15 protein-coding genes are annotated in these 13259 nt (G+C 66.3%); 10 read left to right on the top strand and 5 right to left on the bottom strand.

Going from position 1 to position 13259, the window contains the following annotated elements:
- The first annotated feature begins 12 nt into the window (after positions 1-12).
- The 3 genes from L2Y96_RS20100 to L2Y96_RS20110 all read left to right on the top strand — a co-directional run bounded on the left by L2Y96_RS20100 (position 13) and on the right by L2Y96_RS20110 (position 3893).
- A complete protein-coding gene (locus L2Y96_RS20100) occupies positions 13-1200 on the top strand; it encodes a cation:proton antiporter (RefSeq protein ID WP_247329807.1) in 1188 nt (395 codons plus the stop codon).
- Entirely contained in the window at positions 1193-2452 is a 1260-nt protein-coding gene (locus L2Y96_RS20105) for a TCR/Tet family MFS transporter (protein ID WP_247329810.1), read from the top strand. Before L2Y96_RS20100 ends, L2Y96_RS20105 begins: the two co-directional genes overlap by 8 nt.
- Before the next feature lie 73 nt (positions 2453-2525).
- Positions 2526-3893 carry a GGDEF domain-containing protein gene (locus L2Y96_RS20110; protein ID WP_247329813.1) on the top strand — a complete coding sequence of 456 codons (1368 nt, stop codon included), beginning with the start codon at positions 2526-2528 and terminating at the stop codon, positions 3891-3893.
- Positions 3894-4168: 275 nt separating this feature from the next.
- Here L2Y96_RS20110 and L2Y96_RS20115 read toward each other — a convergent pair whose 3' ends face one another.
- Both L2Y96_RS20115 and L2Y96_RS20120 read right to left on the bottom strand, forming a co-directional pair.
- Positions 4169-4864 carry a VIT1/CCC1 transporter family protein gene (locus L2Y96_RS20115; protein ID WP_425492457.1) on the bottom strand — a complete coding sequence of 232 codons (696 nt, stop codon included), beginning with the start codon at positions 4862-4864 and terminating at the stop codon, positions 4169-4171.
- A complete protein-coding gene (locus L2Y96_RS20120; protein ID WP_247329816.1) occupies positions 4861-5463 on the bottom strand; it encodes an FUSC family protein in 603 nt (200 codons plus the stop codon). The genes L2Y96_RS20115 and L2Y96_RS20120 overlap by 4 nt, the downstream gene beginning before the upstream one ends.
- A gap of 102 nt (positions 5464-5565) precedes the next feature.
- Between L2Y96_RS20120 and L2Y96_RS20125 the strand changes: the two genes are divergently transcribed.
- Entirely contained in the window at positions 5566-6075 is a 510-nt protein-coding gene (locus tag L2Y96_RS20125) for a DUF1993 domain-containing protein (protein WP_247329818.1), read from the top strand.
- A gap of 121 nt (positions 6076-6196) precedes the next feature.
- Here the strand turns inward: L2Y96_RS20125 and L2Y96_RS20130 are convergent, their stop codons facing one another.
- Both L2Y96_RS20130 and L2Y96_RS20135 read right to left on the bottom strand, forming a co-directional pair.
- The gene (locus L2Y96_RS20130) at positions 6197-6958 is read right to left on the bottom strand and encodes an ABC transporter permease (protein WP_247329821.1); all 762 of its coding nucleotides are present in this window, start codon (positions 6956-6958) and stop codon (positions 6197-6199) included.
- A complete protein-coding gene (locus L2Y96_RS20135; RefSeq protein ID WP_247329824.1) occupies positions 6955-7905 on the bottom strand; it encodes an ABC transporter ATP-binding protein in 951 nt (316 codons plus the stop codon). Before L2Y96_RS20135 ends, L2Y96_RS20130 begins: the two co-directional genes overlap by 4 nt.
- A gap of 120 nt (positions 7906-8025) precedes the next feature.
- On the opposite strand from L2Y96_RS20135, the gene L2Y96_RS20140 reads away from it, so the two are divergent.
- The 5 genes from L2Y96_RS20140 to L2Y96_RS20160 all read left to right on the top strand — a co-directional run bounded on the left by L2Y96_RS20140 (position 8026) and on the right by L2Y96_RS20160 (position 12111).
- On the top strand, positions 8026-8517 hold the full coding sequence (locus tag L2Y96_RS20140) for a DUF1993 domain-containing protein (RefSeq protein WP_247329827.1): 492 nt from the start codon (positions 8026-8028) through the stop codon (positions 8515-8517).
- Complete coding sequence (locus L2Y96_RS20145; protein ID WP_283248854.1) at positions 8514-9098, top strand: DNA-3-methyladenine glycosylase I; 585 nt, start codon at positions 8514-8516, stop codon at positions 9096-9098. Before L2Y96_RS20140 ends, L2Y96_RS20145 begins: the two co-directional genes overlap by 4 nt.
- A 73-nt stretch (positions 9099-9171) precedes the next feature.
- Positions 9172-9450: a DUF2188 domain-containing protein gene (locus L2Y96_RS20150; protein ID WP_247329830.1), complete on the top strand. Its 279-nt coding sequence runs from the start codon at positions 9172-9174 to the stop codon at positions 9448-9450.
- A 40-nt stretch (positions 9451-9490) separates the two neighbouring features.
- The gene (dinG, locus tag L2Y96_RS20155) at positions 9491-11587 is read left to right on the top strand and encodes an ATP-dependent DNA helicase DinG (RefSeq protein ID WP_247329832.1); all 2097 of its coding nucleotides are present in this window, start codon (positions 9491-9493) and stop codon (positions 11585-11587) included.
- On the top strand, positions 11584-12111 hold the full coding sequence (locus tag L2Y96_RS20160; RefSeq protein ID WP_247329834.1) for a HutD/Ves family protein: 528 nt from the start codon (positions 11584-11586) through the stop codon (positions 12109-12111). Before dinG ends, L2Y96_RS20160 begins: the two co-directional genes overlap by 4 nt.
- A gap of 55 nt (positions 12112-12166) precedes the next feature.
- Here the strand turns inward: L2Y96_RS20160 and L2Y96_RS20165 are convergent, their stop codons facing one another.
- Positions 12167-12613, bottom strand: a complete 447-nt coding sequence (locus L2Y96_RS20165; protein ID WP_247329835.1) for a hypothetical protein — start codon at positions 12611-12613, stop codon at positions 12167-12169.
- 81 nt (positions 12614-12694) lie between these two features.
- Here L2Y96_RS20165 and L2Y96_RS20170 point away from each other — a divergent pair, with 81 nt between their 5' ends.
- A complete protein-coding gene (locus L2Y96_RS20170) occupies positions 12695-13225 on the top strand; it encodes a lipocalin family protein (RefSeq protein ID WP_247329837.1) in 531 nt (176 codons plus the stop codon).
- Positions 13226-13259: the final 34 nt, after the last annotated feature.

Genomic DNA, 13259 nt, shown 5'->3' on the forward strand with positions numbered 1-13259 from the left:
GGGGAGGGCTTAATGAGTACAACGGAACTGTTCCTGATCGCCATGGTGATCATCCTTGGCGTGCCTTATCTGATCTGGCGGATCTTCCGCACCGACTACTGGGCACCGCTTGTCGTGGTGCAGATCCTTACCGGCATCCTGCTGGGCCCGGGGGTACTGGGCAAGGCGTTTCCCGATTATTACGCCACGGTGTTCGCACCGCCGGTCATCGGCGCGCTGAACGGCATCGCGTGGTGGGCTGTCATGTTGTTCGTCATGATCGCCGGCATCGAGCTGGATCTGCGCGAGGTGTGGCGCCAGCGCAAGGAATGCGGCACCACCGCCGCGCTCGCGCTCGGCGTACCGCTCGCGGCGGGCTGTCTGGCGGCGCTCGGCCTGCTGGCATGGCGCACGGGCTGGATCGGCGAAGGCACCCAGACCTGGCAGTTCGTGCTCGGCATCGGCATGTCCTGCGCGGTCACCGCGTTGCCCATCCTCATCCTGCTGATGGAGAAGCTCGACATCCTGCGTGCGCCGCTGGGCCAGCGCGTGCTGCGCTACGCGAGCCTGGACGACATCGCCATCTGGGCCGTGCTCGCCATCCTGCTGCTCGACTGGAAGCGCGTCGGCCACCAGGCCGCGTTCCTCGCGATCTTCGCGGTGGCGTCGTGGGGGTTCCGCGCGCTGATGGAGCGTTTGAAGGAAACCGACCGCTACTACGTCAGCCTGATCTGGCTGGCGGCCGTGGCGTACGGCGCCGACTGGTGCGGCCTGCACTTCATGGTCGGCGCGTTCCTCGCCGGCGCCATCATGGAGCGCGACTGGTTCAACCTCGAACGGCTCGACGGCCTGCGCCACAACGTGCTGCTGACGATCATGCCGATCTATTTCCTCTCGACCGGCCTGCGTACCAACTGGAACATCGGTGGTACGGCCGTGTTCGTGGCCGCGGCGGTGCTGCTGGTGGCGTCGGTGATCGGCAAGCTGGCCGGCGTGGGCGTGGCGGGCAAGCTGCTCGGCTGGAAGAAGGGCGATGCCTGGCTCATCGGCTGGCTGCTGCAGACCAAGGCGCTGATCATGATCATCTTCGTCAACGTGCTGCTGGATAAGCACATGATCACCAGCGAGACGTTCACCGCGCTCCTGCTGATGGCGGTCGCCAGCACCATGCTGACCGTGCCGATCGTGGCACCGCGCCTCAAGGCCCTCGGGTATGTCTGAGCCAACGCACACGCCGCTCGCCACGCCCGTGCGTCGCGCGGCGGTCGTGTTCGTTTTCATCACCGTCCTGATCGACATCCTCGCGTTCGGCATCATCATCCCGGTGCTGCCGCACCTGATCGAAACGATGACCGGCGGCGGCGTGAGCAACGCCGCGTGGTGGGTGGGCGTGTTCGGCACCGTGTTCGCGGCGGTGCAGTTCTTCTCTTCGCCGGTGCAGGGCGCGCTGTCCGATCGCTTCGGCCGCCGCCCCGTCATCCTGCTGTCGAACCTGGGACTCGGCCTCGATTTCGTCTTGATGGCCCTGGCGCCGTCGCTATGGCTGCTGTTCGTTGGCCGGATCATCTCCGGCATGACGGCGGCCAGCTTCACCACCGCCAATGCCTACATCGCCGACGTGACCCCGCCGGAGAAGCGCGCGGGGGCGTTCGGCGTGCTCGGCGGCGCGTTCGGCATCGGCTTCATCATCGGCCCGGCGCTGGGCGGCTTCCTGGGCGGCATCGACCTGCGCCTGCCGTTCTGGGTCGCGGCCGGGCTGGCCCTCGCCAACTTCATGTACGGCTTCTTCATCCTGCCCGAATCGCTGCCACCGGAACGGCGCACGGCGAAGTTCGAGCCGCATACGGCCCACCCGCTGGGCGCCCTGCGCCTGCTCCGCTGCAGCCCTACGGTGTTCGGGCTGGCGATCGTGACCTTCCTGTTCTACCTGGCGCACTACGTGCTCCAGACCACGTTCGTGCTCTACGCCGACTACCGCTACCACTGGGGTGCCCAGGCGGTGGGCTTCGTGCTGGCCCTGGTCGGCGCCTGCGACGGCTCGGTCCAGGCCTTCCTGACCGGGCGGCTCACCCAGCGCTTCGGTGAGCGGAAGATCCTGGTCATCGGGCTGATGTTCGGCACCCTGGCCTTTGCCGTGATGGGCCTGGCCGGCGCCGGCTGGGTCTTCCTGCTCGGGATACCCCTAATGTCGCTGTGGGGCCTGTCCGGGCCGCCCATGCAATCGATCATGACCCGCTGTGTTTCGGCCGACCAGCAGGGCCGGCTGCAGGGGGCGATCACGAGCCTGGGCAGCTTTGCGGGCATTTTCGGCCCGTACCTCTTTGCCCAGATCTTCGCCTTCTCCATCGCCCCCGAGCGAACGGTGCACGTGCCCGGCATCGCCTTCCTGCTGGCGGCCGTGCTGATCGGCGTTGGGGCGGTGGTGGCGGCCCGCGCTACCCGATGGATGCCGCCGCCGCATACTCCGCCATAAGGCAGATCGAAATTCCTAGCTTTCATCGTATGATGCGCGACGTACTTGAACCACTTCACGCGACGGTTGGGGCGTGCGTTTGGACAGCCAGCTCTGGGAAAGCAAATACCGCGAGGCCGTAGAACGGCTTACACGCGAGGAAGCCCAGTGGCGGGGCGTCGAGTCCGTGCTTCGCCAATTGGTCGCAAGCCTGACCCGCGCCGCCCACGGCTCACATGAACAGGTCGATCCCCATATCGAACGCCTGAGCGCCGCCCTTGCGGCCGGCTCGGCCGACGCCATGGTGCTCGAGACCCTGTCGAACAGCCTGCGCGATGCGCTGGAAGGCCTGGCCACCCGCCCGCTGCGGACGCCGGAAGAGCGCGCCATCCCGATCACCCGGCCGCAGCGCACCGAATACGGCTCGTCCGTACAGGCCGCCCTGCACCGCCTGGTGGACCGGATCGTCGTCCAGCCGAAGCTGACCGAGCGGGCGAACGACCTGCGCCGCGACGTGACCGACGCGGGCGACCTGGTGGCCCTGGCCGCCTGTAGCGACCGCATGGCCGACCTGATCAACGAGCAGCGGATCGGCATGCAGCGCGAGATCGATGCGCTGCAGGCGGTGCTGCGCCACGTGGCCGGCCGCCTGGACGAGATGACCCAGTACATGGCCCGCGAACTCGCGGACCAGTCCACCGGCGAATCGAACGGTCAGGCGCTGGATGCCTCCGTGGCCCATGAGATGCGCTTGCTCAGCGAGGCGATCCTCGAAGCGGAAGACGCGCACGAACTGCGTGAGCGGGTGAACGAGAGCCTGGAAACGATCGCGGCGTGCTTCCGTGATTTCCGCGGCCGCGAGGGTGCACGCCTTACCGCCTACCGCGAGCGCGCCGAGAAGATGCGCCAGCGCGTGGAGCAGCTGGAGACCGAGCGCAACGCCTTGCAGCGTTCGCTCGAGCGCGAACATGAGCTCGCGCAGACCGACACCATGATCGGCATGCCGAACCGCCTGGCGTACGAGAAGCGGATCGAAGCCGCGTACGAAAGCTGGCTCACCACATCGCGTCCGCTTTCGATCGCCGCGATCGATATCGATCACTTCAAGAGCATCAACGATACCTACGGCCACACCGCGGGCGACGCGGTGCTGCGCGTGATCGGCCAGGCGCTGCTGAAGCACGTGCGGCCGGTGGATTTCGTGGCGCGCTATGGCGGCGAGGAATTCATCGTGATCTTCGATGGCGCCGACGAAGCCGAATCGCTGCAGGTGTGCGAACGCCTGCGCGGCAAGATCCAGCACCTCGCCTTCCACGCCAGCCGCCAGCCGGTGCGCGTGACGGCATCGATCGGTGTAGCCCAGTTCCGCGCCGGCGAGACACCGCAGGCCGTGTTCGAACGCGCCGACCTGGCGCTGTACACGGCAAAGAATGGCGGGCGAAATCGCTGCGTAGCCGGGTAAAGCGATTCGGCGCGCAGGCGGCTATCCACCTCCGGCACGGCCCCCGCGCGACCACCTATTCGCCTTCGGCACGCCCCCCGCGCGGTCGCCTATCCACCTCCGGCACGGCCCCTCGCGCGACCGTCTATCCAGCTCCGGCACGGCCCCCGTAGGAGCCCACCCTGTGGGCGACGCCTTTCGTACAGCCGCCACAGGGTCTGCAGCTCTTCCGCGAAAGATGTCGCCCACAGGGTGGGCTCCTACATGGCGAAAGATGTCGCCCACAGGGTGGGCTCCTACGTCGCGATGCCGAACAAGCGGCCGACTACCGCCGTCAGGGCCATTGCCGCGGCGCCCCAGAACAGGATGCGCGACACCCCACGCCAGATTGGCGCGCCAGCCAGCCGGGCCGAGGTCGCCCCCAACACCGCGAGTGCCACCAGCGATACCGCCACGGTCACTGTCGCCATGTGCGGCTGCGGCGCCACGGCCGTCGCCAGGATCGGCACGATCGCACCCACCGCGAAGCTAACCGCCGACGCGGCGGCCGCCTGCAACGGCCGCGCCGCCGTGGCCGAAGACAACCCCAGCTCATCGCGCGCATGTGCTTCCAGCGCGTTATGCGCCATGAGCTGATCGGCCACCTGATGAGCCAGCTCGCGGTCGAGGCCACGGTGCACGTAGATCTCGGTGAGCTCCTTGTGCTCCCCGTGCGGGTCTTCGCGTAGCTCGCGCTGCTCCACGGCCAGCTCGGCACGTTCGCTGTCGGCCTGCGAGCTCACGGAGACGTATTCACCAGCCCCCATCGACATGGCGCCCGCGACCAGGCCGGCCACGCCAGCGATCATCACGTTCCCCGTGCCCGCCTCGGCCGAAGCCACGCCCACCAGCAGGCTCGCGGTCGAAAGAATGCCGTCGTTCGCGCCGAGCACGGCCGCACGCAGCCAGCCCAACCGGTCGAGCCGGTGGTGTTCGGAATGTTTGCGGATCACGCCTGTTCCCCTTCAACCCTGGCTTCGATGCGGTGTTCCAGCCGCGAGACCAGCCAGCCTACCAAGAGCGCGCACGCGGTACCGCATAGCACTTCGCCGAGCCGCCACGCGGCCACTTCCCAACGCGGCCCCACCGCCGGCACGAGCACCACGATAGCGGTGGTGATGCCACCGATCTTCGCCGCCGCACCCGCGTTCGCCGACCAGCAGGCGATGGTGACCAGGGAGAGCGCCAGCGCGAACGACAGCACATCGCCCGAGCCACCGACCCATAGCCCCAACAGGCCCGCCGCGCCGCCGAAGACGGTGCCGAGCACCCTGTCCCGCCCCGCCCCACGCGTATCGCCATAGTGGAGTTGGGTGATGGCGACCGCGCTGATGGCGGCCCAAAACGCTTCGTCCGGGTGCACCAGGTAGCCCACGCCGTAGGCGCAGAGCGAGGCGGCCACCGCCTTGAACGCCATGAAGGTACCCATGCGCAGGCGCGAGCCCAGCGGCAGGCCCTTGAACAAGCGGTCGAGCAGCTGCTCGGCCCGGCGCACCCGGAGGATCTCCAGGGGGCGGCGTGGCTTTGGCCGGGGCGCATCGGGTTCGGTCATGCCGCCATCGTAGCTTCTCGCCCCGTCGACGGCCCGCCAACGCACGCGCACAATACGCGCCGCCCCGGCCGCCCGGCCGACCTACCCACCAAGAGCCTGTCCATGTCCATCACGATGTACCAGACCACCGTCCCCGTCCTCGTCCGCGCCCTGACGAACCTCGCAGGCGTGCTGAAGAAGGGTGCCGAACACGCGAAGGAACGCAACATCGCCGAAGAGGTGCTGCTGAACACCCGCATCACCCCGGATATGTTTCCGCTGATCCGCCAGGTGCAGATCGCGACCGACATGGCCAAGGGCGCCGCCTTCCGCCTGGCCGGCGAAGAAGCGCCGAAGATGGAAGACAACGAAACCAGCTTCGAGCAGCTGCAGGCACGCATCGCCAACGTGATCGGCATGCTCAACGGCTTCAAGCCGGAGCAGATCGACGGCAGCGAGAACCGCGACATCGTGCTGAAGATGCGCTCGGGCGAAATGCAGTTCAAGGGCCAGCCCTACCTGCTGCAGTTCGTGCTGCCCAACGTGTACTTCCACTGCACCACTGCCTACGCGATCCTGCGCGGCGTGGGTGTAGTGCTCGGCAAGTCCGATTTCATCGGCAAGCACGAGTAAGAACGCTCGTAGGAGCCCACCCTGTGGGCGACATCTTTCGCGGAAGAGCTGCAGACCCTGTGGCGGCTGTACGAAAGGCGTCGCCCACAGGGTGGGCTCCTACAGGTAAGCGGAGGCGGTGTTAGTTCTTGAGCTTCCAGCCGGTACGGAAGATCCACCAGACCACGGCCAGGCACACCAGCATGAAGCCCACGGTGGCCGAGACGCTGACCACCACGTTCACATCGGCCTGCCCGTAGAAGCTCCAGCGGAATCCGTTCACCAGGTACACCACCGGGTTGAACAGCGTGAGCTTCTGCCAGAACGGCGGCAGCATATTGATCGAATAGAAGCTGCCGCCCAGGAAGGTCAGCGGCGTGATCACCATCAGCGGCACCACCTGCAGTTTCTGGAAATCATCCGCCCACAGGCCGATGATGAAACCGAACAGGCTGAAGGTCACCGCCGTCAACAGCAGGAACGCAAGCATCCAGAACGGGTGCTGGATCTCGTACGCAACGAAGATGCGCGAGGTCGCGAGGATCAGCAGGCCCAGGATCATCGACTTGGTCGCCGCTGCACCCACGTAACCGAGCACCACCTCTACGTAGTTCACCGGCGCGGAAAGCAGCTCGTAGATCGTGCCCGACCACTTCGGCATGTAGATACCGAACGACGCATTGGAAATGCTCTCGTTGAGCAACGAAAGCATGATCAGACCGGGGATGATGAAGGCGCCGTAGCTCACGCCACCGATCGCGCCCATGCGCGAACCGATCGCTGCACCGAACACGATGAAGTACAGCGACGTTGAAAGCACCGGCGAGGCGATGCTCTGGGTGAGCGTGCGGAACGTGCGGGCCATCTCGAAACGATAAATGGCACGAATGCCGTGGATATTCACAGGCCACCTCCACGGACAAGGCTCACGAAGATATCTTCCAGCGAGCTCTCGCTGGAATGCAGGTCCTTGAAGTCGATGCCCAGGGCACCGAGCTTCTTCAGCAGTTCGGCGATGCCGGTGTCATCCGATTGCGTATCGAAGGTGTAGGTGAGGCACAGGCCATCCTTCGACAGTTCCAGCGGCCAGTGTTCCAGCCCGGACGGCACGGCCTCGAGCGGCGCCTGCAGCGACAGCGTCAGCTGCTTCTTGCCCAGCTTCTGCATCAGCGTGCGCTTGTCTTCCACCAGAATCAGTTCGCCGTGGTTGATGACACCGATGCGATCGGCCATTTCCTCGGCTTCTTCGATGTAATGCGTGGTGAGGATGATGGTGACGCCCGATTCGCGCAGGCGGCGCACCATCTGCCACATGTCATGGCGCAGTTCGACATCGACGCCCGCGGTGGGCTCATCGAGAAACAGTACGCGCGGCTCGTGCGCGAGCGCCTTGGCGATAAGCACACGGCGTTTCATGCCGCCCGACAACGCCATGATCTTCGAATCCTTCTTCTCCCACAGCGAAAGCTCGCGCAGGATCCGCTCGAGGTACACGGGATTCGGCGCCTTGCCGAACAGGCCGCGGCTGAAGGTCACCGTGGCCCACACCGTTTCGAATGCGTCCGTCGACAATTCCTGCGGCACCAGGCCGATGAGACCGCGCGCCGCGCGATAGTCGCGGACGATATCGTGGCCATCGACGCTGACGCTGCCGTCGGTACCGGTGACGATGCCGCAGATGATGCTGATGAGGGTGGTCTTGCCGGCGCCATTGGGGCCGAGCAACGCGAAGATTTCGCCGCGGCGGATTTCCAGATCGACGCGCTTCAACGCCTGGAAGCCCGTCTTGTAGGCCTTGGACAGGCCGCGCACCGCGACGATCGCGTCGGATGCCGGTTCAATGGGGGACATGGGGGACCGTTCGTAGCGGGGTTGGCCGGTGATGGTAGTCCCTTGGATTGCGTCGCGCACGGGCCTTGAAGGGGCGCCCTGCCCGCCCCACCATCGATGGATTACCCAGGGAGCCACCCCATGAGCATCTCGCTGCACGAAGCCTCCGCTGCCGCCTACGTCCGCGGTTTCCATGTCCTTGCCGACCTGCTGCGGAAAGCCAAAGCCCACGGCGGCGATGCGCTGGTGGAACAGCGGCTGGCCCCCGATATGCTGAACCTCGCCGGCCAGGTGCAGCGCGCCAGCGATACCGCCAAGTTTGGCGTGGCCCGCGTGGCCGATGTGCAGCCGCCCGCGTTCGAAGACAACGAAACCACCATCGACCAGTTGCTCGCTCGCATCGATGGCACCGTGCAGTGGATCGAATCGGTACCGGCCGACACCATCAACGCAGGCGCCTCGCGCAGCATCACGCGCAAGTTCGGCCCGAACGAGCGCACGTTCAGCGCGAACGAATACCTCATGCTGTTCGCCCTGCCGAACTTCTATTTCCACATCACCACCGCGTACGACATCCTCCGCCACAACGGCGTCGGCGTCGGCAAGCTGGATTACCTCGGCTTCGCCGGGTGAGTGATGGCCTGACGCGCTGCGCCTGGGGCGAATCCGATGACCTCATGCGCGGTTATCACGACCGCGAATGGGGCGTGCCCGAGCGCGACGGCCGCAAGCTGTGGGAAAAGCTGATCCTCGACGGCTTCCAGGCCGGGCTCTCGTGGCGGACCATCCTGGCCCGCCGCGACGGGTTCCGCCATGCCTTCGAAGGCTTCGACCCGGACGTCGTCGCGGCCTACGGGCCGCGCGACGTGGAACGGCTGCTGGCCGACCCCGGCATCATCCGATCCCGGAGCAAGATCGGCGCGGCGATCAACAACGCGAAGGCCTACCTGGCCATGCGCGAGGCGGGCGAGGACTTCGCCACCTTCTGCTGGGATTTCGTCGGCGGCCAGCCGCTGGCCTGGGACGGCCCGGTACCCCCGAACAGCCCGCTCTCCGAACAGGTGTCCAAGGCCCTGAAGAAGCGGGGCTTTACCTTCGTGGGGCCGACCATCGTGTTCGCCTGGATGGAGGCCACCGGCCTGCTCAATACCCATGCACCGAGCTGCTTCCGGCGGGCCGAACTGCTCCGTAAACCCTTACGGAACAAGGCTTAATGGATTTTTAGCCGGGGAGGCGTAGGATCAAAATCGTCCGTTAGCCGTACCCACCGACACACGCGAGGGTCCCATGGCATCGAGTTCCGCCCAGTTGTTCATTCCGCACTGCGAAACGACACAGGGACCGTGGATCGTCCGCCGCGGCGCGGCCGACATACTCGCCCGCTACCCCACGCAAGCCGAGGCCATCCACGCCGCGGAAGCCCTGGCACCCGGCCTCTCCGACAGCCTCGGCCGCCCGGTAGCCATTCACGTCCAGCACGCCGATAAGACCTGGGAAGAACACACCTGGGTAGTCGCCGGGATGATCGCGGGCGCACCGCTGAGTCCCGCGGTTCACGCACGCTGAGGCACGGGGTGAGACCCCGATAGGGTAACCTTGGTGGGCTATGCTCACCGAAGATACCAAAGCCGCGATCCGCGCCGCCTATGCGCGCCTGAAGGACGGCCTTGCGGGGTTCCGCGGGCGTCCCTCGCAGCTGAAGATGATCGCCGAGGTCGCCAAGGCGCTGGCCGAGCCGGCGGGCGCGGCCGTGATCGAAGCACCCACCGGTACCGGTAAGTCCATGGCCTACCTGATTGGTGGCCTCGAAGTGGCCCGTTCCCAGAAGAAGAAGCTGGTGATCGCGACGGCCACGGTGGCGCTGCAGGAGCAGCTCGTCCAGCGCGATATCCCCCAGTACATGAAGCTCTGCGGCGTCGAGGCGAAGGTGGCGCTGGCCAAGGGCCGTGCGCGCTACCTGTGCCCACGCAACCTGCGCATGGCCGGGTCTGAACCGAGTGCCCAGGGCGGCTTCGATTTCGATGCGGACGTGGCCCTGTGGTCACGGCCACCGGCGGAACGCGACACCAAGGCCATCGAGAAGCTCGGCAAGGCGTTCGAAGCGCGTGAGTGGAACGGCGATATCGATACGAGCCCGGAACCGCTCTCGGATCTCGTCCGCGGCATGATCACCACGAGCGCGGGTGGCTGCACCGGCCGCAAGTGCAACGCCTTCGCCGTATGCCCGTTCTTCCTCGCGCGCCGCGCCATTGGCGAGGCCGATATCGTGGTGGCGAACCAGGATCTGGTCCTGGCCGACCTGACCATGCCGCGAGATGAAGACACCTTCGGCGGCGTGATCCTGCCGAAGCCGGAAGAGACCCTGTACATCTTCGACGAGGCGCACCACGTGCCCTCGAAGGCCATTGATCGTGGTGCGGCCGACGTGCACCTTGCGAGCGCCGTGCGCCGCATCGGCCGCCTGCAGAACCAGGTGCATGCCGCGTATTCGCTCACCGATAAGGAAAGCATCGGCAATCTCTCGCTGGAAACCGGCGACGAGAAGATGCTGGAAATGTCGAACGCGCTGGAAGAGATCGAGCGCGAGATTCGTCTTTCGTGGACACCGTCGTCCAGCGAGCTGGAACCCGTGTTCCGCGCGTCGCTCGGGCAGTTGCCTGAGAACTGGGTGATCCATGCATCGCACCTGCACACGGTAACGCGCGACGTACAGCGTTGGTTGCGCACCGTGCGCCGCACCGTCGTGGAGATGGAAGCGGGCGGCCCCACGCAGGAAGCGCTTTCGCGCGAACTGGGCATGGCGCTGGAACGGCTCGACCGGCAGGTGCGCACCTGGTACGCGTGGTCCACCGAGGATCGCGAGAACGGACCGCCGCTTGCCCGCTGGGTAAGCATGGGTTCGGATCAGCAGCTGATCTGCCATGCGTCGGCGGTTTCCGCGGGCGGCCTGCTGCGCAACGTGCTTTGGGATAACGCCTCCGCCGTGGTGATGACCTCCGCGACGTTGTCTGCGGGCGGCAACTTCCGCGGCTTCGCGGATTCCGTCGGCCTGCCGAATGAAGCGGTGACGATCAGCCTGCCCTCCCCGTTCGACCTGGAGCGTCAGGCAAAGCTCGAGGTGCCTGCGTTCAACACCTTGCCGGATGATCGCGAAGGCCACGCGCGCGAAGTCGCGAGCTGGCTGGCGAAAAACCTGGACTGGGATGCGGGCAACCTCGTGTTGTTCACGTCGCGTGCGAAGCTGGATCGCGTACTGCAGGTGTTGCCTATCGATCACGTGCGCCGCGTTCGCGCGCAGGGTTCGCTGGCGAAAGCGCAACTGATTGCCGAGCACTGTGCGGATATCGAAGCCGGCAAGGGCAGCACGATCTTCGGCCTGGCGTCGTTCGGCGAAGGCCTCGACCTGCCGGGTAAGCTTTGCGAAACAGTGGTCGTCACGCAGTTGCCGTTTGCGGTACCCACCGATCCCGTCGGCGCGACCTACGCCGAGTGGCTGGAATCGCGGGGCCGCAATCCGTTTATCGAAGTGAGCGTGCCGGATGCCACGCGCATTCTCACCCAGTACTGCGGTCGTTTGATCCGTACCGAAACCGACACCGGCCGCATCGTGCTGCTTGATCGCCGCGTCATCACCAAGCGCTACGGCACCGGCATGCTGCGCGCGCTCCCGCCCTTTGCCCGTGAGATCGAGCGCGTCGCATGAAGATCGTCCGTTTCGATGAACTGAAGGCCGTGCCGTGGAAGAACGGCCTTGGCATCACGCGAGAGCTGGCAGTGGAGCCGCCGGGTGCATCGATGGAGACGTTCGCGTGGCGCGTGAGCATCGCTGATGTCGATACCGCATCGCCGTTCTCGGTATTTCCCGATATCGACCGGACCATCGTGCTGCTCGAAGGCGCCGGGTTCACCATGCGGCTCGATGGTGAGCGCGAGCACGGCCTGACGACGCCGCTGGCGCCGTTCGCGTTTCCGGGGGAGGCGAAGGTCGATGTGCGCCTCGCCGGTGGCGCCACGCGCGATTTCAACCTGATGGTGCGGCGGGGTGTTTCCCGGGCACGCCTTGAAGTGCTGCAGGGCCCCGGCGTCTTCGACGGCGTGAAGGTCGCCTACGTCGCCGAGGGAAGCGGCTCGGCCGATGGCCAGCCCATCGCCGCTGGCGATTCCGTCTTCGATGCCACGACCATCACCCTCGCCCCAAACAGCCAAGCCATAGCCGTGCTCCTGTAGGAGCGTGCTCGCACGCGATCCGCCGGCAGGCGGCAAGGGTGAGGCAAGCGCGCTCCTACAGAGGTTCGGGCGGCTCGGGGGCTTCGGCAGCCCCGGGGTCTTCAGCCACGGGCTCTTCAGGCACCTCACGGCGCCACAGGTCCACCGAGGTCAGCTGGAACTTCACCGACGGCACGGCCGATTCCCAGCCTTCAATGCCCGGGAAGACCTCACGCAGGTCACGGATCAGCTCGCCAAAGCCCTTGTCCTCTTCGGACAGCACCAGGATCTCCTCGCCATCGACGTGGAAGCTTAGGTACACCGTGTCCCACGTATCCGTGTCGCGGTTGCCCGCCTCGACCCGGCTCACCCGGGCCAGCGGCACCTCGCGCATCCGGAAAACGCCCGGCGTGGCCACGATCATGCCGGCCTCCAGGTCCACATGGGCGGCTCCCGGCGACACCAATCGCTCGCGCAGCCGCGTGAAGAGCGGGCGTTTGGCTGGGGTGTCGTCTGGGTCCATGGAGCGGTTCCGGTGGCGCAATTTACTGAGGATTCACCCGTCATCGGCATCGTAGTGCGTTCGCTTTAACGGAATCCCGCCATGCGCGACCTTCTAGGGGCCCTGAATTGGGCCATGGCCAGCCCGGGCATCGCCCTCACCCCCGTCACCGCCGTGGCCGATCTCGACCTGGAGCGCTATGCCGGCACGTGGCATGAGATCGCCCGCCTGCCCATGTACTTCCAGCGCAAGTGCACGGGGAACGTCACCGCCCACTACGCGCCCCAGATCGACGGCACGGTAACCGTGGAGAACCGCTGCGGCACCGACGGCGGCGAGATCGCCAGCCAGGGCGTCGCCCGGCGGCCTGAGGCCTTCGCCCGGGGCAAGCTCGAAGTCACCTTCGTCCCGCCCTGGCTCCGCTGGCTGCCGCCCGTCTGGGCTGATTACTGGGTGATCGCCCTCGACGACGACTACCAGTGGTCCATGGTCGGCCAGCCGGGGCGGAAGTACCTGTGGATCCTTTCCCGCACACCGCAGCTCGACCAGGCGACGTTCGAGCGGCTGAAGGCCACGGCCATCACGATGGGCTATGACCTTTCGGCGCTGATCGTGTCGGGTCAGGTCGCCTGACGCGCGGCGGCATTCGGCCAACGACCCGTTAGGA

The organism is Luteibacter aegosomaticola, assembly GCF_023078475.1.
GTDB lineage: Bacteria > Pseudomonadota > Gammaproteobacteria > Xanthomonadales > Rhodanobacteraceae > Luteibacter > Luteibacter aegosomaticola.